The organism is Amycolatopsis sp. NPDC004368 (assembly GCF_053602515.1).
On the sequence record NZ_JBSGDT010000068.1, the window covers coordinates 1 to 15,958 of the forward strand.

The window sequence follows — 15,958 nt, forward strand, 5'->3', positions numbered from 1 at the left end:
CGCCGCCTCAAAAGCGTTCGGCGCGCTCTCCTGCCCACTGATCGGCTTGTACACCCCGGACCCGGCACCACCGGTGAGCACGCGCTCGACCTCTGCCAGGGAACCGTTCTCCGCACGCGCGTAGTGGATGATCGCGTTCTTGATCTCGTTGGTCTGGATGTAGAGGTGGCCGGAAGCCTGCATACCCGCTCCATGATCGCTGATCCAATTTCGGTCAGCTCAGACTTGTCGCCACGCAGTCGCACTCGCGTCAGGGAAATCCCCAGTGGACACACTAGGATCGGGTTGTGCTCCGACATTTCGGACCGGCTGGCGCAATCCCAGGCCGGCTGGTCCCATGAGCGCCCGGCGCACCGAGCAAGATATTGCCATCGCGAGCCGGATTACCGGCCCTTTCTATCATATCCACGCTCTTGCACTTCCGCAAACAATGCGGTAAAAGCGAATACTCCGGAGTCGTCACCACGCGCCGCAAGACCTGACCACGGGGCTGACCGCTCAGGAGGCCACCTTTACCCGGCGTCCAAGGTTCGGCTGGAGCGAAAGCCGGCTAAGTGCCTGGAGGCTCGAGAATCGGCCTGTCCCCGCAGACGGGTTCCGGCGGCGGATCCGGACGGCCACGGCATACCTTCAGCGGCAGCCGGCCTGTCAGCCTCGACTTCGACCTAGCTCGGAGGAAGGCTCGGCGTGACTTCGAGCCCCATTCCCGAGTTCCTGCCGAGCTTCTTCGTTGCAGTTGTTCCCGGCGGAAACGAGTGGGAGTGGTACCGACCTCGGCGCGGAACGCGCGGGAGAACGCCGATTCGGACTGGTAACCGACGCGGCCGGAGATGATCGCGACGGGCAAGTTTGTGGACCCGAGCAGCCGGGTCCGGCAGGCTGCGAAACAGCAGTCTGCCTGCTCCGGTGTCGAACCCGTAGTGGCCGCAGAACAGGTCTATCGCCGGCGCTCCCGCCCCGTCCTCCGTACGTGTGGTGATGAAGGCTTTGCGAAGTCGTGATCCGGTGCGGTGCTCCGCCGGGTATGACCACCACGTCGCCGGGCTGCAAGTCCGGTACGGCGTCGACGACCTCCAACCGGCACTCGCCCTCGAGAGGAACGTGGAAAGGAGCCTCCAGCGGTGCCGAGCGCGCGACGTTCATTCGGGTCGCCGCTCCCAGGAGACACCGGCGATCCAGGCGATCTGCTAGTTGCGCCATCCGCAACAACTGACTGATCGGGTCCACCGTGCAACTCTCGGACAGAAAATCGTAAGGAACGGGCCTGTTTGTACCACGATCCCGCAGGTTAGCGTAGCGGAGTGTATGTACCAGCAGACTTGCCTCGGTGGCGTCGGGCCGCCGAGCTGATCGGTCGGCGAGCCGAATGCAGCGTGCTCGACCGCCTGATCGCCGAGGTGCGCTCCGGGGGGAGCCACGCGCTGGTCTTGCACGGCGAGCCCGGGGTCGGCAAGACCGCTCTGCTGGACTACTTGTCCGTGCAGGCCTCGGGTTACCGGGTGGTACGCGCAGCCGGAACCGAATCCGAATTCGAGATGCCCTTCTCTGGGCTGCACCAGCTCTGTGCTCCGCTGCTCGAGTACCTCGACCGCCTTCCGGCTCCGCAGAGCGAGGCGTTGCAAACCGTTCTCGGCCTGAGCAGCGGCACCGCTCCGGACAAGTTCCTGGTCGGCCTGGCGGTGCTCGGCCTCTTGTCACACGCGGCCGCCGAGCAGCCCCTGATGTGCCTGGTCGACGACTTCCAATGGCTCGACCCGGCCTCCGCGCGAACTTTCACCTTCGTCGCCAGGCGTCTGCTGAACGAGTCCGTGGGCCTCGTGATCGCGACTCGCTCCCTCACCGGTGACCTGGCCGGCCTCCCGGAACTGCCCGTGGGCGGGTTGCGAGCGCCCGAAGCCGCGGCCTTGCTGGACACTGTGCTGACCGGCCCGGTCGACACCAGCGTCCGCGATCAGATCATCGCGGACACGGGGGGCAATCCCCTCGCGTTGCTCGAGCTGCCCCGCGGGTTGTCTCCCGCCGACCTGGCAGGCGGCTTCGGCCTGCCCAGCGCGATGCACGTCACGTCGAGCATCGAGGAAAGCTTCAGCCGCCGGGCTGCGGCCCTCCCGAAAGCCTCGCAGAAGCTGCTCCTGATCGCCGCCAGCGATACCTCGGGGGACCCTGCACTGGTGTGGCGCGCGGCCCGCGTTCTCGGGATCGACGCCGCGGCGGCGACTCCGGCCGCGGAAACAGGACTAGCGGAGCTGGGGACCCGGGTCCGCTTCCAGCATCCGCTCGCGCGATCGGCGATCTACCAGTCGGCTTCGGAATCCGACAGGCTGCGGGTGCACGAAGTGCTTTCGCAGGTCATCGACGGCCAAGTCGATCCCGACCGAAAGGCTTGGCACCGTGCGCACGCCGCTGTCGGGCCGGACGAGGACGTCGCGCTCGAGCTCTTGCGCTCCGCAGATCGCGCGAAGGCCAGAGGCGGAGCCGCGGCCGCCGCGGCTTTCCTGCGCCGCGCCGCGACTTTGACCTTGGACCCCGTCAAGCGTGCGGCACGTGCACTCACGGCGGCTGAGGCTCAACTCCAGGCCGGCGCGTTTCAGCCCGCGCTCGATCTGCTGGCCACGGCCGAAGCCGGACCGCTCGACGAATTCCAGCACGCACAGGTCGACCTCGTGCGTGCGAAACTGGCTTTCGTCTCGAACCGCGGGGGTGACGCGCCTACTCTCCTCGTAAGAGCAGCTGCTCGGCTGGCACCGATAGACGCGGCTCTCGCGAGATCCACTTATCTGGAAGCACTGTCCGCCGCGATCTTCGCCGGGCGCCTCGCCCCTCCCGAAGGCGATGTGTTCCACGTCGCCCACGCCGCCCGCGCGGCGCCGCCGGCACCGGCCGGCCACGCCACCGTAGATCTCCTCCTCGACGGGACGGCTGCCGCGTTCAACACCGGGTACGCGGCCGGGTTGCCTGAGCTGCGCCAAGCGCTCGAAGGTTTCGGCTCGGGTTTGCTGCACGAAGGCGAGCTCCACTGGTTGTGGCTGGCGAACACGACGGCGCTGCGCATCTGGAACGATGCGGCCTGGGACAGGTTGTCCGCGCGGTACGTCGAGCTGGCTCGTGAGGTCGGCGACCTCGCCGAGCTCCCTCTTGCGTTGACGGCCAGGGCATACTTTCTCCTCTTTTCGGGCGACGTTTCTGCTGCTGCAGCGCTCGCCGACGAAGCTCAGGCGGTGAACAGCGCCACCGGAAGCGACCTCGCGGCGTACGGACCGATGGGTGTCGCGGCGTTCCGAGGGGACCTGGTCCACACGGGCGAGCTGGTCGGTGCCACCACTGCCGACGCGACCGTTCGCGGGGAGGGAGTCGGGATCACCTTCGCCGAATGGGCCACGACATTGCTGAACAACGGCCTGGGCCGCTACCAGGAGGCTTTTGAAGCAGCCGAGCGGGCCGTCCGGCTCGAGCCGTCACCGGGCTCGCTGATCTGGCACATACCTGAGCTCGTCGAAGCCGCCGTGCGAGGCAACCGCCCGAAGGCCGGGGAAGATGCCTACCGAAGCTTGGCGAGCATGACGCAGGCCAGCGGCACGGATTGGGCGCTGGGCGTGCAGCGGCGCACTGAGGCCCTGCTCACGAGCGGAGACGAAGCAGAGCCGCTTTACCGTCAAGCGATCGAACATTTGGGCCGCACGCGCATGCGGGCAGATCTCGCACGCGCACACCTGCTATTCGGAGAGTGGCTGCGCCGCCGGAACCGCCGTGCCGACGCGCGCGCTGAACTACGCCTCGCCCAGACCATGCTCGCGGAAATGGGCATGACGGCGTTCGCTGACCGTGCTGCGCGAGAGCTGAGGCTCGCGGGAGGCGCCGCCACCAAGCGTGTCGCCAAGGCGGCCGCCGCCGACCTGACTGCACAGGAAGAGCAGATCGCGCGCCTGGCCGGGGACGGCCTGACGAACGGTGAAATCGCGAGCCGGCTCTTCATCAGCTCGCACACCGTCCAGTATCACCTGCGCAAAGTCTTCGCCAAGCTGGGAATCAGCTCGCGAACCCAGCTCGGCGACAGGCTTCGCGGCAACAGCCGCTGACAGCCTCGAACCGTCTTCACTTGCCCCTCGAACCGTCGGTCGGCTGTTTTTCCTCTCTGGCCAGACAGAAACGTCGTCGCACCGATTCGTCGCCGGCACGCCGCTGGGGAGTTCGCCGATGCGATCGTGGCCGCTCGGAGCACCTTCATGACTGATCCGCCGCAAGGCGGGCGGAGCCGAGGTCAGGCGTGGAGGTCACCGAAATGAACGTCGTCCATCACCGGTACGCGACCGTGAAAGACCAGCGGCTCTTCTACCGGGAGGCTGGGCCCTCTTGGAGAGCGCCGGCGCACAAGTCTCCGAGCTCGTTCACGATTCCTGGAGCGAGCTCTGGGATCTCGCTGGGCGTGTCCGCACACCGCCCCTCCGGCCCAAGCTCCGTTCCGCCTCGCCGGACCGGCGTGGGCGCCGCTTCAGTCCACGCCCACGCGATGATGATCATTCGGACAGCAGAACCAAGCTATCCGATCAGCGACGGCAGCCGACCTTGCCAGTCCTTGTACAGTCACGATGGGGGTCGAAACGAAATTACTTTCACAACAAGGTCGGCGGCCGCAGCGATCCGCTTGGTTCTGCCGCGGCGCAGGAATGAGCGGAAAAGGAATGCGGAGCACCAAAGTCAATTTCACCGGCTCTCAGGGGACTCCGCTGGTCGCGCGACTGGAGCTGCCTGACGAACAGCCGCGAGCGCATGCCCTTTTCGCCCACTGCTTCACCTGCAGCAAGGATTCCGTGGCCGCGGCTCGTGTTTCACGGGCACTCGCCGCTCAGGGCATCGCCGTCTTGCGGTTCGACTTCACTGGGCTCGGGGAATCCGGCGGCGACTTCGGCAATTCGGGTTTCACCTCCAACATCGCGGACCTGGTGCACGCGGCGGACTACCTGCGCGAACACCACGTCGCCCCATCGCTGCTCATCGGGCACTCACTCGGAGGTGCCGCTGTTCTCGCGGCGGCGGCATCGATCCCCGAAGCTCGCGCGGTCGCCACCATCGCGGCACCGTCGGACCCGCAACACGTGCTCGGGCTACTCGACGAGGCCGCCACCGAAATCAACACGCGCGGTGAAGCCGATGTCGAGCTGGCCGGGCGGACCTTCCGCATCCGGAAAGAATTCCTGGACGACCTCGCCGCTCAGCGGCAGGACGAACGGATCGCCAAACTCGGTGTCGCTCTGCTCGTCATGCACTCACCGACGGATGCCGTTGTCGGCATCGAGAACGCCCGCCGAATCTTCGACACAGCTCGGCACCCCAAGTCGTTCATCGCTCTCGACGGGGCCGACCATCTGCTGACCGGACGCCGAGATGCGGAGTTCGCGGCAGCAGTCCTGGCCGGCTGGGCAACTCGGTATGCCGTCGAGGCACCTCCAGCACATTCGCCGGGCGAAGAAGGCGTGGTGACGGTTTCGGAGAACGGTGAAGGGCCGTTCGGGCAGACCGTGACGGTGGGACGTCATACTTTCGCCGCCGACGAACCTGCACCGGCGGGTCTGGACAACGGTCCCAATCCGTACGACCTGCTTCTGGCCGGCCTGGGCGCCTGCACATCGATGACTGTCCGCATGTACGCCGATCGCAAAGGCTGGCCACTGGACCAAGTCGCCGTGAGCCTCCGCCACTCCCGCATCCACGCGCAGGACTGCGCGGATTGCGAGACGAAGTCCGGAAGGCTCGACCGGTTCGAGCGGACGATCCGGTTCACCGGCGACTTGGACGACGACCAGCGACATCGACTGCTGGAGATCGCGGACAAGTGTCCGGTGCACAAAACTCTCGAGTCGGAAGTCCGGATCGTGACCAGAGAGGAGCGATCGTTCGCAGCCCCGGAACGATAGCCGGCACCGTGCATCGCTTCCCGGACGATTTGAAGACGGAAGGACCAATCCTCACCATGTTCACCTCTACGCTGCGGGCACCCGACCCTCATCCCTCGGGGGCCCGGCCGCCCGCGATCCCGGCCGAGCTGGTACCCCGGCACGTGGCCATCGTGATGGACGGCAACGGCCGGTGGGCCAACCAGCGTGGTCTCACGCGAATCGAGGGCCACAAACGAGGCGAGCCCGCACTCGTCGATGTCGCAGCCGGCGCGGTCGAACTCGGTGTCAAATGGCTTTCGCTCTATGCTTTCTCGACCGAGAACTGGAAACGCAGCCCGGAGGAAGTTCGCTTCCTAATGGGTTTCAACCGTGACACGATCCGCCGCCAGACAGACTACCTGGGATCGATCGGAGTTCGGATTCGCTGGGCGGGCAGGACCCCGAAGCTCTGGCGCAGCGTCATCAAGGAGTTGCAGGCGGCGGAGGAAAAGACCAAACACAACACGTCGCTCACCATGACGATGTGCGTGAACTACGGGGGGCGGGCCGAGATCGCGGACGCGGTACGACAGATCGCGCAACTGGCGGTGGACGGGAAGATCAACCCCGCCAAGATCGACGAGCGCACCGTGATGAAGCACCTCTACCAGCCGGAGATGCCCGACGTCGACCTGTTCCTGCGCTCATCCGGTGAGCAGCGGACGTCGAACTTCATGCTGTGGCAATCCGCGTACGCTGAGTTCATCTTCCAGGACACCCTGTGGCCCGATTACGATCGCCGGCACTTGTGGGCAGCTTGCCTCGAGTTCGCGAAGCGCGATCGGCGCTTCGGCGGAGCGACTGACGCGGCCCAGCCCTGAACACGACGGGGAAGACTGGAAACGGGTCGCCTGAGCACCGCTCACCAGCAGTCGGCACGGAAACCCAGCAGTCCCCGCATGCCGCAGATCAGCTTGGCGGTAACCCCGGACGATGCCTGATACGGCAACTCGCCGTTGTTCGTCCGCGATGAGCTGGAAGCAGCCGGGCTGGAACACATCGGCCGGGTCGCGGTCAGGTCGAGTCGATCACCGCTACGCGAGGGGGGGTTACCTCGTTCCGACGGGTCCCGCCGGTCGGACTCGGGACACACCGCTTCACCGGCTCTCACAGGTCTGGCTCCTCAGCAACCGAAAATCGTCAGGCCATCGGGTGACGGTCGGCTCCGACCGTCACCCGATGCTCCGGGGTGGCCCCTTCAGGCGAGATTCGACTGCGGAATCCGCACCGGGACGAACATCTCCTGGATCCAGTTCGGGTACGCGGTCGGGAGCCGGCTGACTTCGTCGAGTTCGGCGAGATCCTGCTCGGTCAGGACGAGATCCGTCGCGGCGACGTTGTCCTCGAACTGCTCCAGTGTGCGCGCGCCGACGATGACGCTGGTGACAGCGCGCTGGGCAAGCAGCCACGCGAGAGACACCCGGGCCGGTGACACTTCGTGTCGCTCGGCGACGGTGCGCACCACGTCGACGACCTTGAAGCCCTGTTCCTCGTCGAACCGCACGAAGTCACCGCCGGCCCGAACGCGACGTGCGCCCTCGTCCGTGGTGACGCCACCACGGTCGAACTTGCCCGACAGGAATCCGCCGGCGAGCGGGCTCCAGACGGTCAGGCTCATCCCGGCATCCTGGGCCATCGGCACCACGTCGCGCTCGACATCGCGCGAGACCAGGGAGTAGTGGACCTGGTTGGCGACGAACGCCGCCTGGTTGCGCTGCGCGGAAACACCCAGCGCCTTGCTGACCTGCCAAGCCGCCAGATTGGAGCAACCGATGTAGCGAACCTTGCCCTGGCGAACGGCATCGTCCAAGGCGCCGAGCGTCTCTTCGAACGGTGTCAGATGATCATAGTTGTGGATCTGGTAGAGGTCGATGTAGTCGGTCTTCAGCCGACGCAGGCTGTCTTCCAGCGCTCGCATCACGTGAAGCCGGGACAAGCCGCGATCGTTGGGGCCTGGCCCGATCGGAGCGTGCAGTTTGGTGGCCAGCACTACCTCCTTCCGCCGCGACGCGATCGCGAGACCGGTGATCTCCTCCGACTCGCCGTCGGCGTAGAGGTCCGCCGTGTCGATGAAGTTCACGCCGGCGTCCAGCGCAGTACCGATGATCCGGTCAGCAGACTCCTGCCCCAACGCCCCCAGGTGCTGAGACATCGGGTTCTCCGCACCCCCGAACGTCATGGTGCCGAGGGAGATCTCGGACACCCAGACCCCGGTCTTGCCCAACAACCGATATTTCACCAGCTACTCCACTTCATCCGTAAGCGTGATCTTCGCGGCGATAGATCAAGGAACCCGAGGTTGATGCTACACACTGTCCGATCACTGTGTAGCATCGAGTTGTCCGCGAGCCCTGGCGTTAGGATTCCGTCATGCCTTCGATCACCCGGCGACGAATCTCCGGCGCCCAGCGGTCACCGTCCGCTGAAGCCGGCATATTGGACACAACCCACCGCCTCCTGGTCGACGGCATCAAGTTCACCGAGCTCGGCGTCCAGCACATCTGCGCCGAGGCGGGGGTGGCTCGTTCGACCTTCTATCACCACTTCCGCGACAAGACCGAGCTCCTGCTGCGGCTCGCCGCAACCATGCGAAATGCCTCGTTCGAGACCATTTCGGGGTGGGAAGCCCAAGACGGCGTCGACTGTTACGCCGAGGCCTTCCTCCGAGTCGTGAAGCTCTACCGAGAGCAGGCCGCGATTCTCCGAGCGATCGCAGAGGTCGCGGCCTACGATTCGGCGGTACGCGAGTTCTGGCACGAGGGACTCGCCCGGTTCATGGACCGTACGGTCGCGGTCCTGCGCGAGGAGCAGGACGCCGGTCGCGCGTCGGGCGGGCTCAACCTCACCAGCGCGGCGCGGGTGATCGTGGTGGCCGGCGAACGGGCCATCTTCGACCACATCGAAGTCGAAGAACCCACCCGGGACGCAGATTTCGCTCGCGAGCTGGCGAGCATCTGGTGGTACGGCGCCTTTCGCCGCCCAGCGGACTGAGCAATCACCTCACGTGACGACCGCACTGCGTGACGTGATGAAGCTCGACCCGCGGTGTCGTTCATCCGGAGGGCACCCATGCTCCCTGCACCACTGGCTTCGGCGTACAGGTAAACCCCATCGCCAGTCACTGCGAGGCCGACCGGGCTCGCCGTGTTTCCGCGGTCCCGATCGGAGCGAGCCTTCCCCCGGGCCGATGTACCGCGACACGGTGCTCGTGCCGGTGTTGTCGGCGAACACCCCTTTGCCATCCGCCTTCGCCCGGCAGGTCGTGGTTCCACCGATCACCACCCGCTCAACAACCGGCCGGGCCGACGGTGCGCCCCAGCGGTCCAGTCGTGTCGACCAGCTTGGTCCCGTGCCGCGTGAAGCCCCCTTGCCCCGGAGTGTCAGCGAACTCCGGTAGGCGTCGAACGCCGTGATCGTGTCGCTACCCGCGTCCACGGCGCACGGTTGCACCGGGGCGGCGACGAAGGCGACGATAAGCGCCATCGATGCCGCAGCCAAAACGGCCAAGCATCTCCTCACGTGTGGGCCATTCGCAGCTCAAGCACGCCGACACCGAGTTCGATCACCTCCCCCGCTACGCCGGACCCGGCAGTGAGACGGTCGGCCGCGAACGTGAGCGCCTCGGCCATGGAACTTCGGGAGCCGGCTTCCGTATCGTTGTCAGGTCGGTCCGCCACTCCCGCCCGATCCTTTCCACGAGCCGCGTCTGATGCAGTGTTTCGACGAAAGTGGCAGATGGTGGCGCGACCTCGTGTCCGGCGGCCGCAACCGCGATCGGGGCGATGCCTGCGCACTACGGGTACCTGCTCACGGCCGCGCACGCCGAAACCGGGAGGTGCGCGAGAGAAGCGAACATGCGTGGGCCGGAGCTCGACGGTCTAACCAGCCAGGCGGCCGCGTACGCGGCGCTTTCGATCATCCGCAGGCTTTCCGAATTTCGTGGCGCCGCGAAGTTCACAACGTGGGCCTACCAGCCCGCCCGAATGGAAGTCGCCTCGAGGTCAACCGCCATTTCTGGCGCAACCCGGAAGCTTCTCTCGACAACCTCATCGGAATCGAGCCAATCGGACACCCGTGCTCGGCAGCCCGAGGTGGTCGCCGAACAACGCGAGAAGCTCAGCGTCGTGGCCCGCTCGATCGCGGTTTCGCTCACTTCACGCCAGCGAAGCGCTTTACTGGCAGCCGCCTCCCGACACGCCCTACGGCGAACAGAGCCGCAGCGGCACGCCGCTCGCAACGCCCACTACAAAGTAACGCCGGCAGCTCTGGTGCCGGAGACAACGCAGGTGCGACGGTCATCGCCCCGCAGCGGTCAGCGTGGGCAAGCAGTACTTCCACGAGCCGATCGAGCACCGGCCCGGCATCTTGCCCGATACGATACCCACGTCGTACAGCAGCAGCTGCAATACGTGGACCAATGCGTTGTCGGCCTCCGCGCGGACGAAGGTGAACGGGGCCTGCAGTTCGCGCGGCCACGCGGCTCCCATGTTCTCCTCATGGTAGAAGCCACACATCAGGCGGGTGGACGCCTCACCACGTCCAACTCTGAGACACCTTCCTGCACGGCGTGACCCGTCGACTGCCACGTGTTCGAACGGCGCACACGACTGCCCTTGACCCGAGTAAAGCCGGTGGCGCGTCCAAGACGGGAGGAGCACGACGTCGCCGGCCAGCAGCCGTCGCGGCCCCGCCCCGGCGATCTCGATCAAGGCCGAGCCGCAGAGCACGACATGGAAGGTCGCGTCCGCCCGCTCTCCCGGCTCAACACCCCAGCGATCGCCACCGACGAGCTAAGCGATCCTCGCACTTCGGACACGGCGGGAGTCGGCCGAGGCCGCGAGTGCAAGTGGCCCACCTTCCTCCGCGATCCAGTCCTCGACCTCGTGGAAACGGGTCACCGGTTGCGTTGGTCGAGGACTGACCCCCTTCTCGCTCATGAAACTCTCAGCAGCAGCGCGACCATGCGGATTTCGCACTGTTTCCCCGAAGAATGCGACGCGGTGATCTCAACAGCAAGACGGCAGATTACCCGGCAGACTTTCGGGCCGCCCGACCGGCACATTCGGCCAGATCAATGCGACCCACCGCACAAGCGCTAGCACGGCTGAGGCGCCTTGGCTACAGTCAAAGGTTATAGTCAAGATCTCCTCGGTGTGGGGCTCCAGCTCCCCACCGGATCCGGCCGCCAGGAGGTCCGAGCCGGCCCCATCTCCCCGAGGACAAACAATGGAGCCTCAATTGATTTCCTGGTCCAACCTGGGCGGGTTCGCCATTGCCACCCTGCTCGGATCGATGATTCCCGGGTCCACGACGGCTCTCATCATCAGGCGAAGCGCGATCGGCGGCCCGCGCGCGGCGCTTCCCGTCGTGGTCGGGATCGAAGGCGGTCTCTTCCTGTGGGTTCTGGCCGCGTCGGCCGGCCTGGCCGGCCTGGTGGCCGCGAGTGAAGTGGCGTATACCGTTCTCCGGATCTGCGGCGCAGCGGTTCTGGTCGCGCTCGGGGTGCAGGCGTGGCTCGCCTCCCGGCACACGACCGACGCTGCGGACACCGGTGACGTCGTGGACAATCAACCCAAGGCATGGCGCTCGGCGACGACCGGACTCGTGACCAACGTGACGAACCCGAAGATCGCCGTGTTCATGTTCGCTTTCTACCCGCAGTTCATTCCTCCGGGCGAGAACGTTCTTGTGGCCAGCTTGTTCCTCGGCGGCATAGCGGTCATCATCGACGGAAGCTGGTTCATGGTGGTCGCCGCGTTCGTCGGCATGGCGCGCCGCTTTCTCAGGAGCGGAAAGGTGCGGCGAAATCTCGAGCGCATCACCGGTTCCGTCCTCATCGGACTCGGCTTGCGCCTGGCATTCGAAAAGCTCTGACCGCGCCGGCTACCGCTCGGCGCGGTAAATCCAGCTCGTCCGTTCGTAGAGGGGCTCGAAGCCGGTGCGGAGCATGTTGTGCAGCGAAGAGTTGTGTTCACCAGGACGTTCGGCTCCGGTCTCCGCCACCAGCCAACGGCAACCGGCCGCACCCGCAGCACCCGCGCGCGCTGTGAGCAATGCGGTTTGGACTCCACGGCGTCGCGCGCCGGGAACGGTGGCACCACCGAAAATCTGCGCGCATTCACCGTGGAGGAAGACACTGCCGACGCCGACGATCCGGTCTTCTTCCCAGGCGGCGAACTGCCGCCAGCCCGGCCTGCCCACGCAGGCGGCCGCGGCATCGACGAGGGCCCGGTCGAACCCGAAGGTCGACATCATCACACCGGCCCATTCGTGCGCCTGTGCTGACTCGACCTCGCCGACCCTCAAGGCCGGGTCGAGCGACGAACTGCCGTCGAGCGTCAAGAGTGCCGTCTCGACTTCACAACCGAGCTTGACGTATGTCGCGCCCTCGGTGAAACCTAGGGCGGCCGCCGTCTTCGCCCAGTTCTGCGGTCGCAAGGGCGGCGCTACCAGGATCGAGCTTGCCGCCGCGCCGGCTTCCCGGAAAAAATCGCGTACTCGCTCGACCGACTCCGCGGTGATCTTGCCCCGATCAGATCCGAAACCCCCTGCTCGGTTGAAGAACATGCTGCTGTCTTCCCGGACGTAGAGAGCCCGCACAGGCCCGTCTTGAAAGATCTCGATACCCAGTTTGCTCCTGAGTTCCGCAGGAGCCCCACCCATGAAATCCACATAGGCCGCGATCTCCGATTGCTCGGCGAGACCCACCGGTACATTGCTCACCGTATTGACATCCTCTCTGTCTCGTTAACGAATTCCACGACTGCTTCGGTAAATTCCTCGGGCTGTTCGAGGTGCCCGAAGTGCCCGCTGTGCGCCAACTCTCGCAGCCTTCCCTGCGGCAGCACGTCTCGCATCAGGCGCGAGAATCGAAGCGGGCAGACGAAGTCGTAGGTTCCCGCGATGATGAGCGCAGGAACGCCAATAGCGTGCAGTCGGTCACGGACGTCCCAATCGACCGGGAGCCGGTTCGGGTCGTGCCGGACGCCGAGCGCAAGGTCCGCTCCGACTTCTTCAGCTGTTTTGCGGTAGTCGGCGAAGTACGCCGGCAGGATCGCCGCGAGAAACAGTTTGTGCGATTCGTCGTCCGCGACCTTCAGGGTGTGGTCCACTTTGGCGGCCTTCCAGACCCTCGCCGCTTCGACAGCTTCGGGCCGGCCGGGCCACCGCCGGGCGAAAGCTTCCATCTCCTCGGTGGCCGCTGCCCACAGCTGTTCGTTCTGCAGGGGCGCTGTGTCGTAGAGAATCAGTCCGGTGACGCGTTCGGGTTTGTCCAAGCCGAACTGCAGCCCGACGAAGCCGCCATGAGAATGGCCGAGGAAGTACGCCTCCCGAACACCGAGGTCGTCCATGACGCCGGCGGCGAAATCCACGTAGCGTGACATCGAGTAGTCCCCGCCAGGCAGGAGATCGCTGTCCCCGGACCCGATCGGATCCAGGTAGACCAAAGTCAGCGCTTTCTCCAGTTCCGGAAACCGGAGGTATCCCGGATCGATGCCCGGCCCCCCGGGGTGCACGAGACAGACCGGTCCGTCTCCCGCGACTCGGTACACCTGACGGACGCCATCGATGAAAACCTGTCGCACGTCTACCAACACCCCTTCACTCCTCCTTGCCGCCGACGCACGGCGGCCACCGCGTCGGAGTGGTGACTCCCTGCCAGCGGCCCACCGCCCGGCTTGCGCCCGCGGATCATGGGGACCACTCCGTAGACGTCGACCGAGTCGGGGTCGTCCAGCCACTTGTAGAAGGCTTCGAAATCGCTGGTCTGGCAGAGGCCCTTCCCCACGATGGCGGGCTGCAATTGCTCGAGCGAAGCACGCAGGAACGCCTGGCCCGGGTGACCGCTGCCGGCCACCGCCGGGTGATAGGCCACGTGAACGTCGATCAGATCGTTCCGACGCATCCACTGCGGCGCCAGCCGCTCTGTGCGGAGATCGGTACCGATGTCTTCGCGCAGCATCCGCTGCATTCCGTCCGCCACCCGCGCCATCGGCGGATGGGGAGAGGCAGCGCCGACAGAGACGTCGAAGCCACCGATCACCAGATACCCGCCCGGCTTCAACCAGCGAACGAGCTTGCGCACCACTTCCTCGGGCCGGGGCAAATGCATCAGCAGCATCCTCACGTGTACCAAGTCGAACGATGCCGGCGCAAAGTCGTTTCGGACGACGTCGTGGACGAGCGGGGTCATCCGTTCGACGTCCTCGCGGAGGTAGCGGATGTCCAGGTCAGTGGCCAAAACACTGCCCACAGGCACCTTTCGGGCCAGCCACTCTGCGACTGATCCGTTGCCGGCGCCGACATCAAGGCACGCCCAATCGGGGCGGATGTTCACCTGTTCGAGCGTCTCGAACGTAACCGGGTCGAGAAACCGGGACAGCGCGTCGAGTCGTTCGGACTCGGAAGGAATCTCATGACTTATGCCACTCGTCTCGTAGCGGCTTTCGACTGACATCGATCTCCTGTGACTTCTCGCTGCGCACCGCGTTCGAGCGTGTGAAACGCCTCGGGGAACCGGTGAGCACCCCAGCTGAAGAACCGCAACGGCCTCCGCCGTCTCGGTGCGGCGCTTCACTCACGAGCCCGGATCCGTTCGAACCCGAGTTCGTGAGTCGCCGACTTGATCAGCTTCCTACGTGCGAGAGATCAAAGCTGTCAAAGAGATCAGTAATGCCGAGCATGTTGTCCGAATGGCCAGTCGCCGGGGATTCCGGTGCGCCCCCGGATCGTGCCAACACCCGGCTCGCGGTGGATCCGCCGACGAATCTCCACAGCGAGCCGGGGCCCTGGCCGCATCTAAGCGTTCCGGCCTGCCATCACGCCACCGTCGACGTTCCAGATGGCGCCGGTCACCCAGCTCGTGGCCGGCGAGAGCAGGAAGGTGATCGTGTTCGCCAGGTCGCGGGGCGTTCCGACCCGGCCGAGCGGGTGGAACCCGTCGAAGCTGCGGAGGGTCTGCTCGAGCTGATCGCGGGGCACGAACTTCTCGTAGATCGGTGTCGCAACGACAGCCGGCGCGACGGCGTTGACCCGGATATTGTGGGGTGCCAGCTCGAGGGCCAAGTTGTGTGTGAGCGCGTGGAGCCCGCCCTTGGCCGCGGAATAGGCCGCCGACGGAGTGGCTCCGACTGCTTGGTGTGCCCACATGCTCCCGATGTTGACGATGGAGCCGCCGCGTTCGCGATCGAGCATCCCGCGGACCACCGTCTGGGTGATGAAGAAGATCGCCCGGTTCAGCTCGTGATAGGAATCATAAGCCGCGCCGTCGTGGTCGAGGAATGGCTTGGGGATGAAAACTCCGGCGGCGTTCACGAGCAGCGTGGCATCGCCGTGTTCTTCCGTGAGCTGCCGGCGGACCTCCTCCACCTGCCCCCGGTCCGCCAAGTCCGCGGCGATCCCGCTCACCGCCTTCCCCTCCCCCAGGGACTTCACCGTCTCGTCGACTTTGGCTTTGTCGCGACCAATCACGACCACGGATCCACCGGCCGCCACGACGTCGGCCGCCGTCTGGCGTCCCATGCCGCTGGTGCCGCCGACCACCACCAGTTTCTGCCCGTCGAACACCGGCGTCGACTTCGGCTCACCGGCCCCGGCCGTTTGAGACCCCAGACCCTCGAGCCAGTTGGTGTTCATGTTCATCGCTTCCTCCGGTTCCGCCCTCGGTTGTCTCATCGATGCACTCGCCCCGTCGTTGTCGGGGCCTTGATCCAGCCTTGGCCTTGTTCGAGGCCGTCCGGGGAACTGTGCCGATGTCCGATCCCTCTCGCATCGACGGAATCCCCAGTCGGGTCCGGGTGTCGGCTTGTTGCTCGGTCTGGCGAACTCACTCGGAATGGCGCGCTCAGATCAGTGATCAGCGGGTGGACCGCAGCGACGGCTCGGGTGTACCCGGATGCGATGCCGGCGGCCGCAGGGCACGCTCGGGGAGTTGTTTTGTCCACCTTGACGCGTAAAAGGGCCAAAGATCATGGAAAGCGTTGGGAACTCCATCCAAGCCGACGTCCTCGTCATCGGTTTCGGCA

General features: G+C 65.7%; 12 protein-coding genes and 2 pseudogenes. 5 read left to right on the forward strand and 9 right to left on the reverse strand.

What is annotated here, in order from left to right; all coding sequences use genetic code 11:
• From ACWEOE_RS41505 to ACWEOE_RS41515, 3 genes and pseudogenes are all read right to left on the reverse strand, one after another.
• A partial coding sequence (locus tag ACWEOE_RS41505; protein WP_452019247.1) for a hypothetical protein occupies positions 1 to 183 on the reverse strand: 183 nt, incomplete at its 3' end.
• 367 nt (positions 184 to 550) lie between these two features.
• The gene (locus ACWEOE_RS41510) at positions 551 to 865 is read right to left on the reverse strand and encodes a helix-turn-helix domain-containing protein (RefSeq protein WP_452019269.1); all 315 of its coding nucleotides are present in this window, start codon (positions 863 to 865) and stop codon (positions 551 to 553) included.
• 131 nt (positions 866 to 996) lie between these two features.
• Positions 997 to 1,227 (reverse strand): annotated as a pseudogene (locus ACWEOE_RS41515) (cupin domain-containing protein); the annotation flags it as partial.
• 74 nt (positions 1,228 to 1,301) lie between these two features.
• Between ACWEOE_RS41515 and ACWEOE_RS41520 the strand changes: the two are divergent.
• The 3 genes from ACWEOE_RS41520 to ACWEOE_RS41530 all read left to right on the forward strand — a co-directional run bounded on the left by ACWEOE_RS41520 (position 1,302) and on the right by ACWEOE_RS41530 (position 6,754).
• Positions 1,302 to 4,076: an AAA family ATPase gene (locus ACWEOE_RS41520; protein WP_452019249.1), complete on the forward strand. Its 2,775-nt coding sequence runs from the start codon at positions 1,302 to 1,304 to the stop codon at positions 4,074 to 4,076.
• A gap of 510 nt (positions 4,077 to 4,586) precedes the next feature.
• Positions 4,587 to 5,912 carry a bifunctional alpha/beta hydrolase/OsmC family protein gene (locus ACWEOE_RS41525; RefSeq protein WP_452019251.1) on the forward strand — a complete coding sequence of 442 codons (1,326 nt, stop codon included), beginning with the start codon at positions 4,587 to 4,589 and terminating at the stop codon, positions 5,910 to 5,912.
• 56 nt (positions 5,913 to 5,968) lie between these two features.
• The gene (locus tag ACWEOE_RS41530; RefSeq protein ID WP_452019253.1) at positions 5,969 to 6,754 is read left to right on the forward strand and encodes an isoprenyl transferase; all 786 of its coding nucleotides are present in this window, start codon (positions 5,969 to 5,971) and stop codon (positions 6,752 to 6,754) included.
• Positions 6,755 to 7,131: 377 nt separating this feature from the next.
• Here the strand turns inward: ACWEOE_RS41530 and ACWEOE_RS41535 are convergent, their stop codons facing one another.
• Positions 7,132 to 8,172, reverse strand: coding sequence for an aldo/keto reductase (locus ACWEOE_RS41535; protein WP_452019255.1), 1,041 nt, complete (start codon positions 8,170 to 8,172; stop codon positions 7,132 to 7,134).
• A gap of 131 nt (positions 8,173 to 8,303) precedes the next feature.
• Here ACWEOE_RS41535 and ACWEOE_RS41540 point away from each other — a divergent pair, with 131 nt between their 5' ends.
• A complete protein-coding gene (locus tag ACWEOE_RS41540) occupies positions 8,304 to 8,924 on the forward strand; it encodes a TetR/AcrR family transcriptional regulator (protein ID WP_452019257.1) in 621 nt (206 codons plus the stop codon).
• Between the two features lie 1,304 nt (positions 8,925 to 10,228).
• Here ACWEOE_RS41540 and ACWEOE_RS41545 read toward each other — a convergent pair.
• Positions 10,229 to 10,699: pseudogene (locus ACWEOE_RS41545) on the reverse strand (cupin domain-containing protein); the annotation flags it as partial.
• Between the two features lie 460 nt (positions 10,700 to 11,159).
• Between ACWEOE_RS41545 and ACWEOE_RS41550 the strand changes: the two are divergent.
• Positions 11,160 to 11,807, forward strand: a complete 648-nt coding sequence (locus ACWEOE_RS41550) for a LysE family translocator (RefSeq protein ID WP_452019259.1) — start codon at positions 11,160 to 11,162, stop codon at positions 11,805 to 11,807.
• Positions 11,808 to 11,816: 9 nt separating this feature from the next.
• Here the strand turns inward: ACWEOE_RS41550 and ACWEOE_RS41555 are convergent, their stop codons facing one another.
• The 4 genes from ACWEOE_RS41555 to ACWEOE_RS41570 all read right to left on the reverse strand — a co-directional run bounded on the left by ACWEOE_RS41555 (position 11,817) and on the right by ACWEOE_RS41570 (position 15,569).
• On the reverse strand, positions 11,817 to 12,656 hold the full coding sequence (locus tag ACWEOE_RS41555; RefSeq protein ID WP_452019261.1) for a GNAT family N-acetyltransferase: 840 nt from the start codon (positions 12,654 to 12,656) through the stop codon (positions 11,817 to 11,819).
• Positions 12,653 to 13,531 carry an alpha/beta fold hydrolase gene (locus ACWEOE_RS41560; RefSeq protein WP_452019263.1) on the reverse strand — a complete coding sequence of 293 codons (879 nt, stop codon included), beginning with the start codon at positions 13,529 to 13,531 and terminating at the stop codon, positions 12,653 to 12,655. The genes ACWEOE_RS41555 and ACWEOE_RS41560 overlap by 4 nt, the downstream gene beginning before the upstream one ends.
• Positions 13,522 to 14,391 carry a class I SAM-dependent methyltransferase gene (locus ACWEOE_RS41565; RefSeq protein ID WP_452019265.1) on the reverse strand — a complete coding sequence of 290 codons (870 nt, stop codon included), beginning with the start codon at positions 14,389 to 14,391 and terminating at the stop codon, positions 13,522 to 13,524. The genes ACWEOE_RS41560 and ACWEOE_RS41565 overlap by 10 nt, the downstream gene beginning before the upstream one ends.
• Before the next feature lie 341 nt (positions 14,392 to 14,732).
• Positions 14,733 to 15,569 carry an SDR family NAD(P)-dependent oxidoreductase gene (locus ACWEOE_RS41570; RefSeq protein ID WP_452019267.1) on the reverse strand — a complete coding sequence of 279 codons (837 nt, stop codon included), beginning with the start codon at positions 15,567 to 15,569 and terminating at the stop codon, positions 14,733 to 14,735.
• Between the last annotated feature and the right edge of the window lie 389 nt (positions 15,570 to 15,958).